The organism is Actinomycetospora succinea, assembly GCF_004363095.1.
GTDB classification, from domain to species: Bacteria; Actinomycetota; Actinomycetes; order Mycobacteriales; family Pseudonocardiaceae; genus Actinomycetospora; species Actinomycetospora succinea.
The window spans coordinates 19,492-40,266 of the sequence record NZ_SNYO01000010.1 but is presented as its reverse complement, the minus strand read 5'-3'; the positions used below and the strand labels follow the sequence as shown (position 1 = coordinate 40,266).

At 75.0% G+C, this 20,775-nt stretch carries 18 protein-coding genes; 10 read left to right on the top strand and 8 right to left on the bottom strand.

All coding sequences use genetic code 11. From position 1 onward, the window contains the following. Positions 1-36 precede the first annotated feature (36 nt). Genes EV188_RS25460 through EV188_RS25445 form a run of 4 tightly spaced genes read right to left on the bottom strand, consistent with a single transcriptional unit; the run spans position 37 to position 4,404 of the window. Entirely contained in the window at positions 37-900 is an 864-nt protein-coding gene (locus EV188_RS25460) for an amidohydrolase family protein (protein ID WP_133829134.1), read from the bottom strand. Next, positions 900-1,730 (bottom strand): 3-hydroxyacyl-CoA dehydrogenase NAD-binding domain-containing protein, encoded by an 831-nt coding sequence (locus EV188_RS25455; RefSeq protein WP_133829133.1) that lies wholly within the window; start codon positions 1,728-1,730, stop codon positions 900-902. The genes EV188_RS25460 and EV188_RS25455 overlap by 1 nt, the downstream gene beginning before the upstream one ends. Beyond that, a complete protein-coding gene (locus EV188_RS25450) occupies positions 1,727-3,631 on the bottom strand; it encodes an acetoacetate--CoA ligase (protein WP_133829132.1) in 1,905 nt (634 codons plus the stop codon). Before EV188_RS25450 ends, EV188_RS25455 begins: the two co-directional genes overlap by 4 nt. After that, positions 3,631-4,404: a crotonase/enoyl-CoA hydratase family protein gene (locus tag EV188_RS25445; protein WP_243741991.1), complete on the bottom strand. Its 774-nt coding sequence runs from the start codon at positions 4,402-4,404 to the stop codon at positions 3,631-3,633. The genes EV188_RS25450 and EV188_RS25445 overlap by 1 nt, the downstream gene beginning before the upstream one ends. A gap of 126 nt (positions 4,405-4,530) precedes the next feature. Between EV188_RS25445 and EV188_RS25440 the strand changes: the two genes are divergently transcribed. The 5 genes from EV188_RS25440 to EV188_RS25420 all read left to right on the top strand — a co-directional run bounded on the left by EV188_RS25440 (position 4,531) and on the right by EV188_RS25420 (position 9,797). Next, positions 4,531-4,974: a MarR family winged helix-turn-helix transcriptional regulator gene (locus EV188_RS25440; protein ID WP_133829296.1), complete on the top strand. Its 444-nt coding sequence runs from the start codon at positions 4,531-4,533 to the stop codon at positions 4,972-4,974. A 140-nt stretch (positions 4,975-5,114) separates the two neighbouring features. Further along, a complete protein-coding gene (gene eat / locus EV188_RS25435; RefSeq protein WP_133829131.1) occupies positions 5,115-6,545 on the top strand; it encodes an ethanolamine permease in 1,431 nt (476 codons plus the stop codon). Next, a complete protein-coding gene (locus EV188_RS25430) occupies positions 6,542-7,915 on the top strand; it encodes an ethanolamine ammonia-lyase subunit EutB (protein ID WP_133829130.1) in 1,374 nt (457 codons plus the stop codon). Before eat ends, EV188_RS25430 begins: the two co-directional genes overlap by 4 nt. Further along, positions 7,912-8,637: an ethanolamine ammonia-lyase subunit EutC gene (gene eutC / locus EV188_RS25425; protein WP_133829129.1), complete on the top strand. Its 726-nt coding sequence runs from the start codon at positions 7,912-7,914 to the stop codon at positions 8,635-8,637. Before EV188_RS25430 ends, eutC begins: the two co-directional genes overlap by 4 nt. 182 nt (positions 8,638-8,819) lie before the next feature. Continuing rightward, on the top strand, positions 8,820-9,797 hold the full coding sequence (locus EV188_RS25420; RefSeq protein WP_133829128.1) for a hypothetical protein: 978 nt from the start codon (positions 8,820-8,822) through the stop codon (positions 9,795-9,797). Between the two features lie 95 nt (positions 9,798-9,892). Here the strand turns inward: EV188_RS25420 and EV188_RS25415 are convergent, their stop codons facing one another. Continuing rightward, the gene (locus tag EV188_RS25415; protein ID WP_133829127.1) at positions 9,893-11,443 is read right to left on the bottom strand and encodes a hypothetical protein; all 1,551 of its coding nucleotides are present in this window, start codon (positions 11,441-11,443) and stop codon (positions 9,893-9,895) included. Further along, positions 11,440-12,885: a YibE/F family protein gene (locus EV188_RS25410; protein WP_243741990.1), complete on the bottom strand. Its 1,446-nt coding sequence runs from the start codon at positions 12,883-12,885 to the stop codon at positions 11,440-11,442. The genes EV188_RS25415 and EV188_RS25410 overlap by 4 nt, the downstream gene beginning before the upstream one ends. Before the next feature lie 54 nt (positions 12,886-12,939). Between EV188_RS25410 and EV188_RS25405 the strand changes: the two genes are divergently transcribed. After that, a complete protein-coding gene (locus EV188_RS25405; RefSeq protein ID WP_133829126.1) occupies positions 12,940-13,956 on the top strand; it encodes an alcohol dehydrogenase catalytic domain-containing protein in 1,017 nt (338 codons plus the stop codon). A gap of 53 nt (positions 13,957-14,009) precedes the next feature. Here EV188_RS25405 and EV188_RS25400 read toward each other — a convergent pair whose 3' ends face one another. Next, positions 14,010-15,380 carry an acyl-CoA dehydrogenase family protein gene (locus EV188_RS25400; protein WP_133829125.1) on the bottom strand — a complete coding sequence of 457 codons (1,371 nt, stop codon included), beginning with the start codon at positions 15,378-15,380 and terminating at the stop codon, positions 14,010-14,012. 55 nt (positions 15,381-15,435) lie between these two features. Further along, positions 15,436-16,272: an SCO6745 family protein gene (locus EV188_RS25395; RefSeq protein ID WP_208114375.1), complete on the bottom strand. Its 837-nt coding sequence runs from the start codon at positions 16,270-16,272 to the stop codon at positions 15,436-15,438. A 61-nt stretch (positions 16,273-16,333) separates the two neighbouring features. Here EV188_RS25395 and EV188_RS25390 point away from each other — a divergent pair, with 61 nt between their 5' ends. The 4 genes from EV188_RS25390 to aspS all read left to right on the top strand — a co-directional run bounded on the left by EV188_RS25390 (position 16,334) and on the right by aspS (position 20,771). Continuing rightward, entirely contained in the window at positions 16,334-17,926 is a 1,593-nt protein-coding gene (locus EV188_RS25390; protein WP_133829124.1) for an Rv2578c family radical SAM protein, read from the top strand. A 23-nt stretch (positions 17,927-17,949) separates the two neighbouring features. Then, complete coding sequence (locus EV188_RS25385; RefSeq protein ID WP_133829123.1) at positions 17,950-18,360, top strand: TIGR03618 family F420-dependent PPOX class oxidoreductase; 411 nt, start codon at positions 17,950-17,952, stop codon at positions 18,358-18,360. A gap of 159 nt (positions 18,361-18,519) precedes the next feature. Next, positions 18,520-18,879: a hypothetical protein gene (locus EV188_RS25380; RefSeq protein WP_133829122.1), complete on the top strand. Its 360-nt coding sequence runs from the start codon at positions 18,520-18,522 to the stop codon at positions 18,877-18,879. Between the two features lie 74 nt (positions 18,880-18,953). After that, positions 18,954-20,771: an aspartate--tRNA ligase gene (aspS, locus tag EV188_RS25375; RefSeq protein WP_133829121.1), complete on the top strand. Its 1,818-nt coding sequence runs from the start codon at positions 18,954-18,956 to the stop codon at positions 20,769-20,771. Positions 20,772-20,775 lie beyond the last annotated feature (4 nt).

Below are 20,775 nucleotides of genomic sequence, written 5' to 3'. Positions count from 1 at the left end.
GGCAGCGAACCGCCCGTTCGCTGCCGTCGGGCGAGGTCAGGCCAGGCCGAGCACCCTCGCGGCGTTGTCCTTGAGGATCGCCGGCCGGACGTCGTCGGGGATGTCCAGATCCGCGAAGTCCCGCAGCCAGCGGTCCGGCGTGATGACGGGGAAGTCCGACCCGAAGAGGACCTTCTCGCGCAGCTGGCGCGACGCGGCCCGGACCAGCTGGGGCGGGAAGTACTTCGGCGCCCAGCCCGAGAGGTCGATGTACACGTTCGCCTTGTGCCCCGCGATCGAGATCGCCGCGTCCTGCCACGGCACCGAGGGGTGCGCGAAGATCATCGTGAGCTCGGGGAAGTCGGCGGCGACGTCGTCGAGCAGCATCGGGTCGGAGTAGCGCAGCTTCAGCCCCGCGCCGCCGGGCAGGCCGGCGCCGATCCCGGTCTGCCCGGTGTGGAAGAGCGCGGGCACGCCGGCCTCGGCGATGGCCGCGTAGAGCGGGTAGAACGCCCGGTCGTTCGGCTCGAACCCCTGCAGCGTGGGGTGGAACTTGAACCCGCGGGCCCCCTGCTCGACGAGCCGCCGGACCCGGGCGACCGCCGCCCGCCCGCCGTGCGGGTCCACCGACCCGAAGGGGATGAGCACGTCGGGGAACGCCGCCGCGCGCTCGACGATCTCCTCGCTCGACAGCGGCGGGTGCCCGGTCGCGGCGGGCGCGTCGACGGTGAAGACGACCGCGGCCATCGATCGTTCCCGGTAGTGCGTGGCGATCGCCTCGACCGTGGGCGTGCGGTCCTGGTCGCTGCGGAAGTACTGCGCCGAGGCGTCGAGCAGCTCGTCGGTCAGCGCGAAGCACCCGTGGGCGTCCTGCTCGACGTGGGTGTGGACGTCGATGGCGGTGAGCGCGTCGAGATCCATCACTGCTCCCTGGCGGTCAGGACGGCCCGGATCACCGCGTCGCGGCGGGCGAGGAGGGCGTCGGTGTCGGTGCCCGCGACCTGCGTGACGAGGCGGTCGACGAGCTCCGGGGTCATCGTCGGCGACCCGAGGTCGGCCCACAGCGCCTCGGTGCCCGGTCCGAGGTGCTCGAGGACGTGCCGGAGCCCGCCGGCGCCGCCGGAGAGGTGCTGGCCGGCGATCGGCCCCACGCCGGCCCACCGCAGGCCGGGGCCCTCGGTGATCGCGGTGTCGATGTCGGCGACGGTCGCGACACCCCGCTCGACCAGCGAGTACGCCTCGCGCCACAGGGCGGCCTGGAGGCGGTTGGCGAGGTGGCCCGGGAGCTCGGCGTGCAGGCGCAGGGGCGTGCGGCCGACCCCGGCGTAGAAGGCCATGGCCGCGTCGACGGCCGCCTCCGACGTCGCCTCGCCGGGCACGACCTCGACCAGCGGGACGAGGTGCGGCGGGTTGAACGGGTGCCCGACGAGCACGCGCTCGGGGTGGTGCGGCGCGCCGCGGGCGAGGTCGGTGGGGCGCAGCGTCGAGGAGCTGCTGGCGATGACGACGTCGGGCCGGGCCGCGGCGTCGAGGACGGCGAGCAGTTCGTGCTTGACGTCGAGGCGCTCGGGCCCGTTCTCCTGGACGAAGTCGGCGCCGGCGACGGCCTCGGCGGGGTCGTCGGTGACGGTCACCCCGTCGGGGAGCGGTCCCGGGGCGGGGTCGACGGCGACGACGTCGTGGCCGTGGGCGAGGAAGAGCCGGATCCAGCTCTCGCCGATCACCCCGGTCCCGATCACCGCGATCTTCATCGGGCGTATCCCACGAACGGCTCCAGCGCGGTCGGGTCGACCAGCGAGTCGCGCGAGGCAACGGTGTCCGGGTCGGCGCCGAGCAGGATCCGCTTGGCCGGCACCTCGAGCTTCTTGCCGGTCCGGGTGCGGGGCACGGCGGCGATCTCGTGGATCCGGTCCGGGACGTGGCGCGGGGAGAGCGCGGCGCGGAGCTCGGCGCGGATGCGGGCCTCGTCGATGCGCCGGCCCGGCGCGGGCACCACGAACAGCACGAGCTCGTCGGAGGCCTCGAGGTGCACGACGAGGCTGTCGGCGACCTCGGGCATCTCCTCGACCACGGTGTAGAACTCGGCGGTCCCGAGCCGGACGCCGCCCCGGTTCAGCGTCGCGTCCGAGCGCCCGGACACCACGACCGACCCGCCCGGCGCGAACCGGACCCAGTCGCCGTGGCGCCACACGCCGGGGTAGACGTCGTAGTACGTCGCGCGCAGGCGGGTGCCGGCGGCGTCGTCACCCCAGAAGAACAGCGGCATCGACGGCATGGGCGAGCGGATGACCAGCTCGCCGCGCTCGCCGACGACCTCGTTCCCGTCCTCGTCGAACGCGGCGGTGTCGACGCCGAGCTCGCGCCCGGAGATCTCGCCCTCGACCACCTCCTGCCACGGGCCGCCCTGGACGATCCCGGTGCAGACGTCGGTGCCGCCGCTGCCCACGAGCAGCAGGACGCCCGGCCCGAACTCGGCGGCCACCCACCGGTAGCCCTCGGGCGGCAGCGGGCTCCCGGCCACGCAGATCTGGCGCAGCGGCGCGAGATCCTGGTCGCGCGCGGGGTGGATGCCCTCGGCGCGGCACGCCATGAGGAAGCCCGGCGAGGCCCCGAAGTGCGTGGCGCGGGCGTCGGCGGCGACGCGCCACTGCCAGCCGAGGTCGGGGTGCAGCGGGTTGCCGTCGACGAGGATCAGCGCGGCGCCGTGCAGCAGGCCGCTGACCAGCGCGTTCCACATCATCCAGGCCGTGGTGGTGAACCAGAGCATGCGGTCGCCGGGCCGGACGTCCCATGCGAGGCCGTGGTTCTTGAGGTGCTCGACGGTGATGCCGCCGTGCCCGTGGACGATCGCCTTCGGCGGCCCCGTGGTGCCCGAGGAGAAGAGCACGACCAGCGGGTGGTCGAAGGGCACCGGGTCGTAGGCCGGCGCGGCGGGGGTGCCGACGAGCGCGGACCACGGCGTCGCGTCGGGGACGGTGCCCGGACCGTAGGGGACCTCGACGACGTGGTGCAGGGTCGGCAGGGCGGCGCGCACGGCGGCGACCTCGTCGGTGCGGTCGATGGGCTTGTCGCCGAAGACGTAGCCGCCGACCGCGAGCAGGACCGTCGGCTCGATCTGGGCGAAGCGGTCGACGACGCTGCGCGCGCCGAACTCCGGCGCGCACGACGCCCACACCGCGCCGAGGCTCGCGGCGGCGAGGTGGGCGATCACGGTCTCGGGGATGTTCGGGGCGTAGGCGACGACGCGGTCGCCGCGCCGCACACCCAGGCGCTGCAGGCCCGCCCGGGCGCGGGCGACGGCGTCGCGCAGCTCGCCGCGGGTCCAGCGCTGGTGCTCCCGGGTCTGCGAGTACGCCAGCAGCGCGGTGTCGTCGTCGGCGGTCCCGGCGGGCCCCTCGACGGCACGCTCGGCGTAGTTCAGCGTCGCGCCCGGGAACCAGACCGCGCCGGGCATGACGCGCTCCTCGAGGACGGTGCGCGCGGCCTCGTGGAACGGCACCCCGAAGAACGCCGCGATCGCCGACCAGAAGCCATCGAGGTCGGTGACCGACCAGCGCTGCAGGGCGTCGTAGTCATCGAAGCGCAGGTCGCGCTCGCGGGCGAGCCAGTCGACGAACGCGGCGGTGACGGTGCCCTCCGGCGGCGCGCCCATCAGCGGACCTTGCCCGCGCGCCCGTCGAGGAACGCGCTCATCCGGTCCTGGGCCTCGGCGCTGCTCGACGAGATCGCCGCCATGAGCGACTCCAGGAACAGGCCGTCCTCGTCGCGCGCCGCGGCGATGCGCGGCAGCGCCTGCAGGACGGCGTAGTTGCTGATCGGCGGGTTCTGCGCGGCGCGGTGGGCCAGCTCGAGGGCCTTCGGGAAGCCGCCGCCGGGGTCGGTGAGGTAGGTGGAGATCCCCAGCTGCTGGCCCTCGTCGGCGTCGAGGACGCGGCCGGTCAGCATCATGTCGGTCATCCGCGGCACCCCGACGAGGCGCGGGATGCGCACCGAGCCGCCCCCGCCGACGAACAGCCCGTGGCGGGGCTCGGGCAGGGCGTAGAAGGCGCTGGGCTCGGCGACGCGGACGTGGGTGGCGGCGGCGAGCTCCAGGCCGCCGCCGACGACCGCGCCCTTGAGCACGCTGACGACGGGCAGGCGGCCCTGCTCCATGCGCGTGAAGGCGCGGTGCCAGAACCGGGAGTGCTCCATGCCCTCGACGGCGTCGGTCGCGCCGAGCTCGGCGAGGTCGAGGCCGGCGCTGAAGTGCTCGCCCTCGGCGTCGAGGACCACGGCGCGCACGTCGTCGGGCGGCGCGGTGAAGAAGGCCTCGAGCCCGAGGACCGTGGCGTCGTCGAGGGCGTTGCGCTTGGCCGGACGGGCGAGGCGCAGGACGGCGACCGGCCCGTCGCGGTCGAGGACCAGGGACGGCGGGAGGTCGCTCACCGGGCTCGTCCCGGACGCGGGACCATGGCGCCGCGTGACGTCGCGCTCATGATGCTCCTTCGTTATCAGGAACCTTGAGACTAGGGCCGCTCGGGCGCCGACGGTAGGGGACGAGGGGGAACGACGGTGGCGGTTCAGGGACCCGGACGGACCAGCGACGGCCCGTCGCTGCTCTACGCGGTCAAGCAGGTCGAGCTCGCGGTCCGCGCCCGCCTCGACGACCTCCTGCGCACGACCGGCATCACCGTGCCGCAGTGGACGGCGCTGACCGTCCTCGCCCGCCGCGAGGGGCAGACGGGCGCCGACCTGGCGCGCAACGCCTTCGTCAGCCCGCAGGCGATGGGGGACCTGCTCGCCGCCCTCGAGCGCGGCCGCTGGATCACGCGCACCCCGGACCCGACCCACAAGCGTCGGGTGCTCATCGGGCTCTCCGAGGAGGGTCGGGTGCTGCTCGCCAACGTGGCGCCGGGCGCGGCGGAGGTCGAGGAACGGATGGTCACCGGCCTCGACCCCGACCAGCGCGCCGCCCTGCGCACCCTGCTCAACCAGTGCCGGACGAACTTGGTCTGAACGGCCTATGTGAGCGGACTTCGGGGCTATGGCACCAACGTTCGCTCACATGCAGTCGGCGATCGTCACCCGATCGTCACCCACTCACTTCACAGCGGGCTCACGCTATGGCGTCCGGTGGGGAGCGGAAGGGGACGCGGATGGCGGATCAGGTGGACTCCACTCGCGGAGCGGGCAGCGACTACCTCGCTGCCCGCCAGCTCAAGGCCGGGTCGGCGAGCTGGGTGCTCCTGGCCGGGCTGGGCGTCGCGTACGTGGTGTCCGGCGACTACGCCGGCTGGCACTTCGGGCTCGCCCAGGGCGGCTGGGGCGGCCTCGCCGTCGCCGCGGTCCTCATGGCCGTCATGTACACGTGCATGGTCCTCGGCCTCGCCGAGATGTCCTCCGCGCTCCCGGCCGCGGGCGGCGGCTACACGTTCGCCCGCGTGGCCATGGGCCCGTGGGGCGGCTTCGCGACCGGCGCGGCGATCCTGCTCGAGTACGCGGTCGCCCCGGCCGCGATCGCCACGTTCATCGGCGGCTACGTCGAGTCGCTCGGGCTGTTCGGGATCACCGACGGCTGGTGGGTCTACCTCGCCTGCTACGTGATCTTCGTCGGCATCCACCTGCTCGGCGTCGGCGAGGCCCTCAAGGCCTGCTTCGTCATCGCCGCGATCGCGATGGTCGGGCTGGTCCTGTTCGCGATCGGCGGGATCGCCGCGTTCGACGCCGCCAACCTCTTCGACATCGCGCCCACCGACGCGGCCGGCGCGTCGCCGTTCCTGCCGTTCGGCATCGTCGGGGTGTGGGCGAGCTTCCCGTTCGCGATCTGGTTCTTCCTCGCCGTCGAGGGCGTCCCGCTGGCCGCCGAGGAGGCGCGCGACCCGGTCCGGGCCGTGCCGCGCGGCATCATCGTCGCGATGGCCGTGCTGGTCGTCTCGGCGACGGCCGTGCTGCTGCTCGCCCCCGGCGCCCAGGGCGCGCAGGCACTGTCGGAGAGCGAGAACCCACTGGTCAGCGCCCTCGAGGTCGGGCTCGGCGGACCCTCCTGGCTCTCGACGACCGTGAACTACATCGGCCTGCTGGGTCTCGTCGCGAGCTTCTTCTCGATCATCTACGCCTACTCGCGGCAGACGTTCGCGCTCTCGCGGGCGGGCTACCTGCCCCGCGCGCTGTCGAAGACCAACCGCCGCAAGGCCCCGACCCTCGCGCTGGTCGTGCCCGCGATCATCGGCTTCGTGCTCGCCGCCACCGGCAACGGCGACATCCTGATCAACCTGGCCGTCTTCGGCGCGACCCTGTCCTACGTCCTCATGATGGTCGCCCACCAGGTGCTGCGGGCCCGCCACCCGGAGCTGGAGCGGCCCTACCGCACGCCGGGCGGGCGGATCACCACCGGCGTCGCTCTGGTCCTGGCGCTCGCCGCGGTCGTGGCGACGTTCCTCGTCGACGTCGTCGCGGCCCTGTGCGCGCTGGGGGCGTTCGCGGTACTCATGGCCTGGTTCGGGTTCTACTCGCGGCACCACCTCGTCGCGGCCGCGCCCGACGAGGAGTTCGCCGCGCTCGCGAAGGCCGAGGAGGAGCTCGAATGAGCTGGACGACGACGCTGGGCGGGCACTCGTACCGGTTCGCCGACCTGCGCGACCTGCTCGCGAGGTCCACCCCGCTGCGCTCCGGCGACGTGCTCGCCGGCGTGGCGGCGGAGTCGGCGGCGGAGCGGGTCGCCGCCCAGACGGTGCTCGCCGATCTCCCGCTCCAGCACTTCCTCGACGAGGCCGTCGTGCCCTACGAGGACGACGACGTCACCCGCCTGATCATGGACTCGCACGACGCCGACGCGTTCGCCCCGGTGCGCTCGCTGACCGTCGGCGGGTTCCGCGACTGGCTGCTGTCCTGGGAGGCGGACACCGCCACGCTGAGCGCGCTCGCGCCCGGCCTGACCCCGGAGATGGTGGCCGCGGCCAGCAAGCTGATGCGCGTCGGCGACCTCGTCGCGGTCGCCCGCAAGACCCGCGTCGTCACCGGGCTGCGCACCACGATCGGCCTCGAGGGACGGCTCGCGACCCGCCTGCAGCCCAACCACCCGACCGACGACGCCGTCGGCATCACCGCCTCGCTCGTCGACGGGCTGCTGCACGGCGCGGGCGACGCGGTCGTCGGCATCAACCCGGCCACCGACCGGCCCTCGACGGTGCTGGCGCTGCTCGAGCTCGTCGACGACGCCCGCCGGCGTCTCGACGCGCCCATCCAGTCCTGCGTGCTCACCCACGTCACGACGACCCTCGAGCTCCTGGAGCAGGGTGCGCCGGTCGACCTGGTGTTCCAGTCCGTCGCCGGCACCCAGGCGGCGAACCGGGGCTTCGGGGTGACGCTGGACCAGCTCCGCGAGGCCCACGCCGCCGCTTCCGAGCTGCACCGCGGCACCGTCGGCGACAACGTGACGTACTTCGAGACCGGGCAGGGCTCGGCGCTGTCGGCGGACGCGCACCACGGCGTCGACGAGCAGACGCTCGAGGCGCGGGCCTACGCGGTGTGCCGGGCGTTCGACCCGCTGCTGGTCAACACCGTCGTCGGCTTCATCGGCCCCGAGTACCTCTACGACGGCAAGCAGATCCTGCGCGCCGGGCTCGAGGACCACCTCTGCGGCAAGCTGCTCGGCGTCCCGATGGGCGTCGACGTCTGCTACACCAACCACGCCGAGGCCGACGCCGACGACACCGACACCCTGCTGCTCACGCTCGGCGCCGCCGGGTGCGGGTTCGTGATCACGGTGCCGGGCGGCGACGACATCATGCTCAACTACCAGTCGCTGTCGTTCCAGGACGTGCTGCAGGTCCGCCAGACCCTCGGGCTGCGACCCGCGCCGGAGTTCGAGGCGTGGCTGGGCTCGGTAGGGCTGCTCGACGACGCCGGGCGCGTGCCGCAGCTGGTGCCGGAGCCGATCCGGGCGCTGATGTCGTGAGCGCCGATCCCTGGGAGACGCTCCGCGCCGCCACCCGCGCGCGAGTGGGGCTCGGACGCGCCGGCGACGGGCTGTCGACGGCCGAGAACCTGCGCCTCGCCGCGGCCCACGCTCAGGCCCGCGACGCCGTCCACACGCCGCTCGACGCCGACGCGGTCGTCGCCGCGCTGGGGGAGCGGGCGGGGCCGGTGGTGCGCTCGCAGGTCGCCGACCGCACGGAGTACCTGCAGCGTCCGGACCTGGGGCGGCGGCTGTCCTCCGATCACGGGCTGTCGTCCGGGGAGTTCGACCTCGCGGTGGTCGTGGCCGACGGGCTCTCGGCGACGGCGGTGCACGAGCACGCCGCCGCGGTCGTCGACGCCCTCGTGCCGCGGCTGGAGGGGTGGGCGGTGGCGCCGGTCGTGGTGGCCGAGCAGGCGCGCGTGGCGTTGGGCGACGAGATCGCCGCGGCGCTCGGCGCGTCGATGGTGCTCGTGCTCATCGGCGAAAGGCCCGGGATGTCCGCGCCCGACTCCCTCGGCGCGTACCTGACGTTCGGCCCGCGGCCGGGGCGCGTCGACTCGGAGCGCAACTGCGTCTCCAACATCCGCCCGCCCGACGGCCTGACCTACGACGCGGCGGCCGAGGTGCTCGCCGCGTTGCTCACCGAGTCCTTCCGCCGGCAGCTCTCGGGCGTCGAGCTCAAGGACACGGGGGCGGCTCTCCCGCCCGCCGCGGGCTGACCGCTCGTCCTGTCGGCGTCCCAACGGCTGATCTAGAGCCACCATTCGGATGAATCCGTCCGTCACCCCTCTGTGTGCTTTTCGTTACCTGATCGTGGTCACCGCTGGTGGCCACGTCATCCAAGGGGCGGAAGGACACCACACGCATGGGTCTTCACAGGGCAAAGCTCGGACGTCGGGGGGTGGCCGCGCTGGCGGCAGCCGGGGCCCTGATCGTGGGCGGCGGCGCGGCCGCGATGGTCGGGACGAGCAACGCGGACCCGGTGCTGCCGGTACCGGCGCCCGTGGTCGGGACGACGTACGTGCTGCCGGATCTGTTGCCGTTCAAGACGCTCGACACGCGTGCTCCGGGCACCGCCGAGGTCGACGACGAGTTCGGCGCACCCACCGGCGGCGGCGAGGCGTCCCTGCGCCTGCAGACGCCCGACGGCACGGCGAAGGCCTCGATCGTGAGCCGCGAGGACGCCGGCAAGCCGCTCGCGGCGTTCATCCCGACCGCCGCCTATTCGGCGTACCAGGGCGCTGCGACCGTCCCGGTCCAGTTCCCGAGCCTCCAGCTCGAGGTCGACTACAACGGGCTGGACACCCCCGGTGGCTTCTCGACGCTCGGGTACGAGCCGGTCTACAACCCCACCACGGACAGCACCGAGGCCGGAGTCTGGCACCGCTACCAGGCCGGAGCGGGCCGCTGGTGCTCGACGCAGCCGATCCCGGGCGTCATCACCGAGGACGAGCGGCGGTGCAACGCCACCAAGCCGCTCTCGGACTTCACCACGGCGCAGCCGAACATCGTCGTCACCGGCGTGATCATCAACCAGGGCAGCGGCAACCCGGGCCTCGACGCGGCGGTCGACCTGGTCAGCACGCCGAGCACGATCTACGACTTCGAGCTCACGAAGCCCGAGGTGCCGACGCTGCCGACCACGAAGCCCTGCGAGGAGCCGACCACCCCGGCCCACCCCGGCGGCGGTGAGTGGGGCGAGGACGGCCACGAGAACGGCGGCCACGAGGACGGCGGCACCAACGGCGGCCACGAGGACCAGGGCCACGAGAAGCCCGACAACGGCGGGCACGAGCAGCCGAGCGACGGCGGCCACGAGCAGCCCGACGACCAGGAGCAGCCCGACGACGGCGGGCACGAGCCCCCGGCCTGCTCGTAACCCCACAGCGTCGCGGTCCCACCCGTGACGAGCGAACGACGCCCTCGCTGCCCTCCGACGCAGCGAGGGCGTCGTTCGCTGCGTAGGGCGTCGCGCTACTCGCCCGACCGCCCCTTGCGGCCCGCGGGGAGGCGGTCGACGAGGCGCCCGAGGCGTTCGGTGGTGCCCTGCAGCGGGGCGAGGGCGTCCGCGAGGACCTTGATCTCCTCGTCGAGGTTGTCGATGCGCCCGGCGAGGGTGCGCAGGTCCGGGCTGACCTTCTGCAGCTCGCCGGCCGCCGTCGTCAGCGAGGTGTCCAGCGTGCTCAAACGCGCGGGGACGTCGGGGAAGGTCGTGTCGGCGTGCCGGGCGAGCGTCTGCACGTGGTCCACCGCACCCGCGATCTGCGTCAGCGCGGGGGCGGCGTCGGCGAGCGAGTGCAGGTCGTCGAGGCTGCGGGTGAGGGCGTGCAGGTCGTCGACCGCCTCGGCCAGCGCCGCGATCGTCGGCACCGCCTCGGCCAGCCGGGCGATGGTCGGGACGGCGTCGGCGAGGGCCGCGACGGTGGGCACGGCGTCGGCGAGACGACCCACCGCGGGCACGCCGTGGGCGATCTGCGCGACGGAGCCGGTCGCGCCGGCGAGCGTCCCGAGGTCGTCGACGGCGCCGGCGATGCGCTGGAGGGTCGGGACCGCGCCGGCGAGCTCCTCGAGGTGCGGTGCGGCCTCGCCGAGCTGCTGCAGCGCCGGCGCGGCGCCCGCCAGCTGCTCGAGCATCGGTGCCGCCTCGCCGAGCTGCCGGAGCGCCGGGACCGCGCCGGCGAGGGCCGCGATGTCCCCGCGGGCCTCGCCGATCTGCTGGAGGGCGGGCACGGCCTCGCTGAGCGTGTGGATGTCGGGGGCGGCCCCGGCGATCGCCTGCAGCGCGGGCACGGCCTCGCTGAGCCTGTGGATGTCGGGGGCGGCCCCCGCGATCGCCTGCAGCGCGGGCACCGCGCCGGCGAGGGCGGCGATGTCGCCGCGGGCCTCGCCGATCTGCTGGAGGGCGGGCACGGCCTCGGCGAGCGTGGCGATGTCGCCGCGGGCCTCGCCGATCTGCTGCAGCGCCGGCACCGCCTCGGTGAGGGCGGTGATCGCGGGCGCCGCGCCGGCGATCGCCTCCAGCGCCGGCACCGCCCCGGCCAGGGCGTGGAGGTCGTCGGTGGCGTCGCCGAGGCGCGTCAGCGCGGGGGCGGCGTCGGCGAGGCGGTCGAGGGCGGGCGCGGCGCCGGCGATCCGCTCGAGGGTCGGCACCGCGCGGGCGAGGGCGTGGAGGTCGTCGACGGCGCCGGCGAGGCGGTCGAGCGCGTCGGTCGCGTAGGACAGGCGGGTCAGGTCGGGCGCGAGCTCGTCGAGCGTGTGCTGCAGCCCGGACGCGACGGGGAGCAGCTGCTCGAGCGACGACACCAGCCGAGGCACGGCCCGCAGCGCGTCGGCGACGAGCGGGCTCAGGTCGGCGGTGCTGCGCGCGCCCTGGGTGGCGATGTCGGCGATGCCGCGCACGATCGCCGGGCCGTGCAGCGTGAGCTCGACGGCCGTGCGGGTCGACGCGACGACGAGGGCGCGCGCGGTGTCGAGGACGCCGCTCGGAGGGCTCTCGACGGAGCGCGGGAGGGCGGGTCGGCTCATGCGGGCTCACCCCGGGACTCGGTGCTGCTACTGCGGACGGCGCGGACGACGACGGCGGCGAGGACCGTGGTCAGCGGCACCGAGGCGACGAGCCCGATGCTGCCGACCAGGGTCCGCACGACCTCCTGCGCCACGTCCTCGGCGGTCAGCAGGTCGCCGAGACCCCGCCCCGCCAGGGCGAACAGCAGCAACAGGGGCAGCGCCGCCCCGGCGTAGGCGAGCACGAGCGTGTTCACCGCCGAAGCGACGTGATCACGGCCGACGCGCATGGCGGCACCATAGAGGTCGGCGAGCCGCGTGGCCGGGTCAGCGCGGTGCAGCTCCCAGACGGCGCTGGTCTGGGTGACGGTGACGTCGTCGAGCACCCCGAGCGCGCCGATGATCACGCCGGCGAGCAGCAGCCCGCGCAGGTCCAGCCCCGGCCCGAGCACCCCGGCGAGCTCCGAGGCCTCCTCACCGAGCCCGGTCAGCCGCGAGGTCGCGGCGAACAGCACCGCGAGCACGCCGATGAGCCCGAGGCTCGCGAGCGTGCCCAGAGCTGCGGTGGCCGTGCGCGCCGAGACGCCGTGGGTCAGCGGGAGGACCACGCCCACGATCAGCCCCGACGCGGTGAGCGCCACCGGGACGGGCGAGGACCCCGTCGCCAGCGCCGGCAGGACGAACAGCGCCAGCACGCCCAGGGTCACGCCGAGCGCGACCAGGGCGGCGAGGCCCTGCCAGCGCCCCAGCAGCAGCACCGCGAGCGCGAACGCGCCGCCGAGCACGAGCAGCGGCGGGCCGCGCTGGAAGTCGACGATCGTGTAGGTCAGGGGGTCGGCGGGGTCGCCGCCCGCCCAGCCGAGCACCACCGGGTCGCCGACGGCGAACCGCGGCGAGCCGGGGGTGGCCGGGGCGAGGCTGACGATCGTGCTGCCGGCGGCCGGGCCCTCGCCGAGCCGCAGCGTCACGGCCACGCAGCCCTCGCCGGGACCGGGGGAGGGCAGGTTGGGGTCGGTGCAGTCGGACTCGCCGGCCGCGCGGACGACCTCGGCGTCGACGGGGGTCTGCGAGCCGAGGCCCGGCGCGCCCTGCCCGGTCGCGGCGCCCGCGGCGACCTGCGCGTACTCGCCCGGCGACGGCGCGAGCACCACCAGCCCGACGAGCACCGCGAGCGCGCACGGCGCCAGCAGCGCCGCGAGCACCCACCGGACCCGGCGCCCGGACACGCCCTCGAGGTCCCCGCCGCCGTGCCCGTGCCCGTGGCCGTGCCCGCTCGGCGCCGGCGGGTCCGCGCGCCGCCGCCGACCGGTGGGTTTGTCAGCCTGGCGTCCACGCTGACGTTGAACGTCAGAAAATCCGCCCGCTCGATCGCGCTCGACCCGGATCGGCCCCGTCGGCGCGTCGTCGTCCTCCGCGGTCGCGCCGGCGCGCGCGCGGCGCGCCGGCGGGCGGGAGGACGTCACCCGGTCATCATCGCCGGGACCGTGCCGAACCGGACGCGGGGGGAGACTCGACCCGTGCGCGCCGTGGTGATCGAGGAGTTCGGGGTCGAACCGACCGTCGTCGACCGGCCCGACCCGGTCCCGGCGCCCGACGGCGTCGTCGTGGCCGTCGAGGCCACCGGGCTCTGCGCGAGCGACCGCTTCGCCTGGCGCGGGCACGATGCCGGGGTCGTCACGCCGTTCGTCCCGGGGCACGAGCTCGTCGGGCGGGTCGTGGCGGTCGGCGCCGAGGTGCGCGGCGCCCGCCCCGGCGACCGCGTCATCACCCCGTTCGTCCAGGGCTGCGGGCGCTGCGCGGCGTGCGCGGCGGGCCAGGCGCAGGTCTGCCCGGACCAGGAGCAGCCCGGGTTCACGCACGACGGGTCGTTCGCCGAGCTCGTGGCCCTGCGCCACGCCGACACCAACCTCGTCGCGGTGCCCGACGACCTCGACGCCGGCGCCGCGGCGCTGCTCGGGTGCCGGGTGGCCACCGCGTTCCGCGCCGTCGTCGACCGCGGCGGTCTGCGCGCCGGGGAGCGCCTCCTGGTCCTGGGCGCCGGCGGGGTGGGACTCGCCGCGGTGCTGGTCGCCCGCGCGCTGGACGCCGAGGCCGTCGTCGTGGACCCGGCGCCGGAGGCGCGCCGGCGGGCCCTCGCGCTGGGCGCGCAGGCGGCGCTCGACCCGTCGCTCGGGCCCGACGGCCTGCGCGACGCGCTCGGGGGCGGCGGCGCGCGGGTGGCCGTCGAGGCGGCCGGGCGCGCCGACTCGCTCGCGCTCGGGGTCCGTGCGCTGCGCACGCAGGGCACGCTCGTGCAGGTCGGGCTGCTGGCGAGCGAGCCGACCGTGCCGGTGCCCGAGGTCATCGCCCGCGAGCTCCACCTGCTCGGCAGCCACGGCATGGCCGCCGCCGACTATCCGCGGCTGATGGAACTGGTCGCGAGCGGCCGCCTCGACGTCGCCGCGCTCGCGACCCGGCGGATCGGGCTCGACGACGCGCCGGGCGCGCTCGCGACGCCGCCGGTGCCGGGCGAGGTCGTCGTCGTCGTGCCGTGAGCGGGCGGATTTCCTCACGCTGAACGTGAGCGTGGCCGCCACGCTGACACACCTCAGGCGCCGGGGGAGGCGAGGCGACCCCCGAGGCGCAGCACCGAGTCCGGCGCCTTCTTCGCCAGGCGCAGGAAGGTCTCCCCGGCGCGGGCGCGGGCGAGCGAGCCGTGGCCGAAGGTCCGGCGCAAGCCGCCGTGGTCGCCGGGCAGGTGGTGGTGCAGCGGGGTCGCGGTCGCCTCGGGGTCGCCCAGCGAGCGGCCGATGACCATGCGCTGGATCTCGCTGGTGCCCTCGAAGATCGTGTAGAGCTTCGCGTCGCGGAACCACTTCTCGACGGGCAGGTCGTCGACGTAGCCCCAGCCGCCGCAGGTCTGCACCGCCTGCTCCGCGGCGCGCATCGCGACCTCGGAGGCCTTGAGCTTCGACATCGAGCCCTCGCCGAGCCGGAACGGGACCCCGTTCGCCGCCATCCACGACGCCCGCCAGCACAGCAGCCGCGCGGCGTCGATGTCGGCGGCGAGGTCGGCGAGCGGGAACGCGACGCCCTGGTTGTCGAGGATCGGGCCGCCGAACGCCTCGCGCTCGCGGGCGTACGCACACGCGTACTCGAAGGACGCCCGCGCCACGCCCAGCGCCATCGCCGCGACCATCGGCCGCGTCTGCTCGAACGTCCCGAGCGCCGCCGGCTTCCCCTCGCCGCGTCGGGCCTTCTCCAGCTTGTGCTCGAGCTTGTCCTCGCCGCCGAGGAGGTTCTCGCCGGGGATGCGGCAGCCCGTGAACGACAGCTCCGCGGTGTGCGACGCGCGGTGCCCGAGCTTGCGCAGCCGCCGGACCTGCTCCATCCCGGGCGTGTCCTTCGGGACGACGAACATCGCCTGGCCCTTGGTGCCGAGCGACGGGTCGACGACGGCGTTGACGATCGTGACGTCGGCGATCCCGCCGTTGCCGATCCAGATCTTCTCGCCGTCGAGCACCCAGTCGTCGCCGTCCTTGCGGGCGCGCGTCTGCAGGTTGGCGACGTCGCTGCCGCCCTGCGGCTCGGAGACGGCGAGCGCCGCGAGCTTGATGTCGCCGGGCTCGCCGAACATCTCGGGCGCCCACCGCGCGACCTGCTCCGGCGTCCCCGCCTGGTTCAGCGCCGAGAGCGCCAGCGCGGGCAGGACCACGGTCAGCCCGATCCCCGCGCAGCCCCAGAACATCTCCTCGAGGAAGAGCGGGAGCGAGAGACCGGTCGGGTCGGCGATCAGGTCGGCGTAGAAGAGCGCGTTGTAGAAGCCCTCCTGCGCGGCCCGGTCGACGATCTCCCAGGGGCACTCCTCGACGGCGTCGTAGTGCGCCGCGGCGGGACGGACGACGTCCTCGGCGAACGCGTGGGCACGCCGGACCAGCTCGTGGTGGGCCGGGGTCAGTTCGAGGGTGAAGGCACTCATCGACGCTCCGATCTGCTGTTGACCCCTGGTACCGCGTACCGGCGGTACCGAAACGTCACGGGCGCGGGAGGCCGATCGGGTTCGGGAAGGGGAGCGCGTCCGCGGCGGAGAGGGCGAGCGGGCGCAGCAGTTCGGCCAGACGGTCGGTGGCCGTGCCCCCGAGTGCGCGCCACGGCCCGGCGGCGACGCGGTCGGTGTCGCGCTCGATCGCGTCGCGCGCCTCCCGGCCCGCGTCGGTCAGCGCCCCGTCGCCGTCGAGCCAGCCCCGCGCGAGCAGGCCCTCGCCCGCCGACGCCCACACCGCGTCGTCGAGCCGGCGCGACTCCTGCAGCGAGCCCGACTCCCCGGCCGCGGTCTTGAGCCGGTGCGCCGACACCGGGCCCACGCCGTGGGTGACGAGCACGGCGACGTGGCCGTCGCCCCGGTGCTCGCGCAGGGTCGTCGCCGCCTGCCAGAGCGCGAGGTGCGGCGCGTCCGGCCGCGGCAGGCCCTGGTTGGCGGCCGCGAGGACCCGGCCCTGCGTGTCCGCGGCCGCGGCGGCCGCCCAGGCGAGGTCGGCGGCCTCGGCGACGGCGGGCCCCTCGACGTCGCCCAGCAGCCGCCGCAGCGCCCGGTCGGCGCCGTCGAGCCGCGCCGCGAGGCACGTCGCGGGGTCCGCGAACCCCCAGGCGTCGGGCAGGGCGCGCGTGATGCGCTCCCGGTGGAAGCCGTGGAAGCAGGCCCACACGGCGTCCGGGCCGACGGCGCCGAGCGGGGCGGCGCGCTGGGCCACGTAGCCCATCCAGAACCCGCGCAGGCCCACCGCGTCGGCGGCCTCCCGGGCCTCGGGGGCGAAGTACGTGACGGCGTGCAGCGGCTCGAGCAAGGTCCACAGGCGGCGGGCGTCATCCACGGCGAGGATGGTGGCCCGGACAGCGGTTGCCCCGACATCGAACACGTGTTCGAATGACCGGGTGCGGTGGGAAGCGCAGAAGGTCGCCGGGGGACCCGAGGAACTGCCGGGCATGCCCGCGCTCAAGGGGCTGGTGCGCAGCGTCCGGACGCCCGAGTTCGCCGGCATCACGTTCCACGAGGTCCGGGCGCGCTCGGTGCTCAACCGGGTGCCGGGTGCCTCGCCGATGCCGTTCTCCTGGACGGTGAACCCCTACCGGGGTTGCAGCCACGCGTGCACCTACTGCTTGTCGCCGGACACGCCGATCCTCATGGTCGACGGCACGAGCGTGCGGCTCGCCGACGTCCGCGTGGGCGACCTCGTGGTGGGCACGGCGATGCGCGGCGGCGCCCGCAGCCTGGTCCCGACGCCCGTGCACGACGCCTGGACCACCACGAAGCCGGCCTGGCGGGTGCGCCTGCTCGACGGCACCACGCTGGTGGCGAGCGCCGACCACCGGTTCCTCACCCCGCGCGGCTGGGTGCACGTGCGCCCCGAGGGCTGCGAGGGCACCGAGCGCCCGCACCTGCGGGTGGGCGACGCCCTGGTCGGCGCCGAGACGCTGGCCGACGAGGCGTTCCGGCGTCCGGGCACGCCGCCCGTGGCGCCCGCCCCGCCGGGCGACGTCGCGGGCGGACGCGTCGTCACGGCGGTCGAGGAGCTGCCCGGCGAGCACGCGCTGGCCGACCTCACCACCGGCACGGGCGACTTCGTGGCCGACGGGGTGATCAGCCACAACTGCTTCGCCCGCAACACCCACACCTACCTCGACCTCGACGCGGGCGACGACTTCGACCGCCAGGTGGTCGTGAAGCTCAACGTGCCCGAGGTGCTGGCCCGCGAGCTCCGGGCGCCGCGCTGGACCCGCGAGCACGTGGCGATGGGCACCAACACCGACCCCTACCAGCGCGCCGAGGGCCGCTACGCGCTGATGCCCGGCATCATCCGGGCGCTCGGCGGCTCGGGGACGCCGTTCTCGATCCTCACCAAGGGCACGCTGCTCGCCCGCGACCTGCCGGAGCTCACGGCCGCGGCGCGCGACGTCCCGATCGGCGTCGGGGTCTCGCTCGCGCTCATCGACCCCGAGCTGCACCGGCGCGTCGAGCCCGGCACGCCGACGCCGCGCGCGCGGCTCGACCTCGTGCGCCGCATCCGCGACGCCGGGCTGCCGTGCGGGGTGTTCGTGGCCCCGGTGCTGCCCGGGCTCACCGACACCGACGAGGCGCTCGACGCCCTGCTCGACGAGATCGCCGGCGCGGGAGCGAGCGGGGCCAGCGTGCTCGCGCTGCACCTGCGCCCGGGGACGCGCGAGTGGTTCCACGCCTGGCTGGCGCGGGAGCACCCGGGGCTCGTCGAGCGCTACGCGGAGCTCTACCGCCGCGGCGCGTACGTCGACGCCGCCTACCGGCGCGACCTGGCGGCCCGCGTCGGCCCGATGCTCGAGCGCCACGGGCTCGCCGGCGGCGGGCACGCCATGGGCGGGCGGCAGGGCCACGGCGAGCGCCGGGACGGCCTCGAGGGCAAGGGTGGCTGGCCCGACGGGGCGGTCCCGCCGCCGCCCACCGTGCCCGAGGAGGTCGTCACGGCCCCGCCCGAACAGCTCTCCCTGCTCTGAGGTGGGGCCCCTAGCCTGCGGTCATGGACCTGGACGAGGCACGAGACGTGATGCGCGAGCAGCACCATGCGGTGCTGGCCACCCGCCGTCGGGACGGCGGCCCGCAGATGTCGCCGGTCGCCGTGGCGGTGGACGACGACGGCGCGGCGGTCGTCAGCACCCGCGAGACCGCCCTCAAGACCACGAACCTGCGCCGCGAGCCCCGTGCCTGGCTCTGCGTCCTGCCCGACGGCTTCTTCGGGCGGTGGATCCAGGTCGAGGGGGACGTCGAGATCGTCGAGCTGCCCGACGCCCTCGAGGGCCTCCGCGCCTACTACCGGCAGGTCTCCGGCGAGCACCCCGACTGGGACGACTACGACGAGGCGATGCGCCGCGAGCGCCGCGTGCTGCTGCGCGTGCACCTCGACCGGGCGGGCCCGGACCGCAGCGGCTGACCGGTCCCGGGGGAGTAGTCGGCGCGCGGGTACTCCTCTGCGCTCCGTGACTACTCCTCTGCTGCTCACGGCCTTCAACGGTGTCGTCGCTGGTCATAGCGTTCCGATCACCGCCGGGACGTCACGCAGGGTGGCGCCGGGACAGTCGAGGAGCGCGAGATGACCACCGAGAGCCCGTACGACCAGCGCCGTCCCGTCGCCGGAGCGCCCGGCCCCCGGGTGCGGGGCGGGCTGGGCACCCCGGGTCCGCGGCCGCCGTATGCCGCTGCGCACCCCGCGTACGTCGTGGCGGCGCCCCACGACCCGTACGGCGGCGACGGCGCCGTGGTCATGAGCGTGGCGGGCGGGGGTGTGCGGCGCCTGAGCAGCCGGGTCTCGAACGTCGTGATCGGCGCCATCGTCTTCGCCACGTGCGTCGTGCCGCTGGTGATCGCGGCGATCGTCTACCTGTCGATGCCCGACGTCGACGGGATGCTCGACCGGGTCCAGACGCCGGGCATCACGGTGGAGGGTCCGTGAAGCACCGCGGGTGCGGGCGTCGATAGCCTCGGGGGGACGTCCCGTCCCGTCCGAACCCAGGAGCACCACCCCAGATGATGCGCTCGCACTCCGCCGGCACGCTGCGCGCCGAGAACGTCGGCGCCACGGTCACCCTCGCCGGCTGGGTGGCCCGCCGGCGCGATCACGGCGGCGTGGTGTTCATCGACCTGCGCGACGCGTCGGGCGTCGTCCAGGTGGTGTTCCGCCTGGGCGAGGTGGCCGAGGAGTCCCACCGGCTGCGCTCCGAGTTCTGCGTGCAGATCACGGGCGTCGTCGAGCAGCGCCCGGCGGGCAGCGAGAACGCCGACCTCGCGACCGGCGCGGTCGAGGTCAGTGCCACGTCGCTCACGGTGCTCTCCGAGTCGGCGCCGCTGCCCTTCCAGCTCGACGAGCACGGTGACGTCGGCGAGGACGCCCGGTTCCGCTACCGCTACCTCGACCTGCGCCGCGAGGGCCCGGCGTCGGCGATCCGCCTGCGCAGCCGGGCCAACAAGATCGCGCGCGACGTGCTGACCGACCGCGACTTCGTCGAGATCGAGACGCCGACCCTGACCCGGTCCACGCCCGAGGGTGCGCGCGACTTCCTCGTGCCGGCCCGGCTCAAGCCCGGCAGCTGGTACGCGCTCCCGCAGTCGCCGCAGCTGTTCAAGCAGCTGCTCATGGTGTCCGGGCTCGAGCGCTACTTCCAGATCGCGCGCTGCTACCGCGACGAGGACTTCCGCGCCGACCGCCAGCCCGAGTTCACCCAGCTCGACATCGAGGCGAGCTTCGTCGACCAGGACGACGTCATCGCGCTCGGCGAGGCGATCGTGACGGCGCTGTGGTCCGAGCTCGCCGCCCACACCATCGACACCCCGATCCCGCGGATCCCCTACCTCGAGGCGATGGCGCGCTACGGCTCGGACAAGCCGGACCTGCGCTTCGACATCGAGCTGGTCGAGCTCACCGACTACTTCGCCGACACCCCGTTCCGCGTGTTCCAGGCGCCCTACGTCGGTGCGGTCGTCATGCCGGGCGGGGCCTCGCAGCCCCGCCGCACCCTCGACGGCTGGCAGGACTGGGCGAAGCAGCGCGGCGCCAAGGGCCTCGCCTACGTGCTGGTCGGCGAGGACGGCACGCTCACCGGGCCGGTCGCCAAGAACATCAGCGAGGCCGAGCGCGAGGGCCTCGCCAAGGCCGCCGGCGCCAACCCCGGCGACTGCATCTTCTTCGGCGCGGGCACGCCCGCCGAGGGGCGCGCCCTGCTCGGCGCCACGCGCGGCGAGATCGCCCGGCGCCTCGACCTCGTCCCCGAGGGCTCCTGGTCGTTCGTGTGGGTCGTCGACGCGCCGCTGTTCGAGGCGGCCGGCAGCACCGACGACGTCGCCGTCGGCTCGGGGCAGTGGACCGCGGTGCACCACGCGTTCACCTCGCCCAACCCCGACTGGATCGACTCCTTCGAGCAGGATCCCGAGCACGCGCTGGCCTACGCCTACGACCTCGTCTGCAACGGCAACGAGATCGGCGGGGGGTCCATCCGTATCCACCGCAAGGACGTCCAGCAGCGGGTGTTCTCGCTCATGGGCCTGACCCCGGAGCAGCAGGAGGAGAAGTTCGGCTTCCTGCTCGACGCGTTCGCCTACGGCCCGCCGCCGCACGGCGGCATCGCGTTCGGCTGGGACCGCATCTGCGCCCTGCTCGCCGGGCTCGACTCGATCCGCGAGGTCATCGCCTTCCCGAAGACCGGTGGCGGCTACGACCCGCTGACGGCCGCCCCCGCGCCCATCACGGCGCTGCAGCGCAAGGAGGCCGGGGTGGACGCCCAGGCCCCCAAGAAGCCGGAGACCCAGCCCGCCGCGCCCGTCAAGCCGCAGGAGCGCCCCGTCCAGTGACCGC

What these genes read in the sequence shown, in the direction of transcription:
- EV188_RS25460 (WP_133829134.1), bottom strand. Translation starts at nt 900, where the DNA reads ATGGATCTCGACGCGCTCACCGCCATCGACGTCCACACCCACGTCGAG.
- EV188_RS25455 (WP_133829133.1), bottom strand. Translation starts at nt 1,730, where the DNA reads ATGAAGATCGCGGTGATCGGGACCGGGGTGATCGGCGAGAGCTGGATC.
- EV188_RS25450 (WP_133829132.1), bottom strand. Translation starts at nt 3,631, where the DNA reads ATGGGCGCGCCGCCGGAGGGCACCGTCACCGCCGCGTTCGTCGACTGG.
- eat (WP_133829131.1), top strand. Translation starts at nt 5,115, where the DNA reads ATGGCGGATCAGGTGGACTCCACTCGCGGAGCGGGCAGCGACTACCTC.
- EV188_RS25430 (WP_133829130.1), top strand. Translation starts at nt 6,542, where the DNA reads ATGAGCTGGACGACGACGCTGGGCGGGCACTCGTACCGGTTCGCCGAC.
- EV188_RS25415 (WP_133829127.1), bottom strand. Translation starts at nt 11,443, where the DNA reads ATGAGCCGACCCGCCCTCCCGCGCTCCGTCGAGAGCCCTCCGAGCGGC.
- EV188_RS25400 (WP_133829125.1), bottom strand. Translation starts at nt 15,380, where the DNA reads ATGAGTGCCTTCACCCTCGAACTGACCCCGGCCCACCACGAGCTGGTC.
- EV188_RS25385 (WP_133829123.1), top strand. Translation starts at nt 17,950, where the DNA reads ATGGACCTGGACGAGGCACGAGACGTGATGCGCGAGCAGCACCATGCG.
- EV188_RS25380 (WP_133829122.1), top strand. Translation starts at nt 18,520, where the DNA reads ATGACCACCGAGAGCCCGTACGACCAGCGCCGTCCCGTCGCCGGAGCG.
- aspS (WP_133829121.1), top strand. Translation starts at nt 18,954, where the DNA reads ATGATGCGCTCGCACTCCGCCGGCACGCTGCGCGCCGAGAACGTCGGC.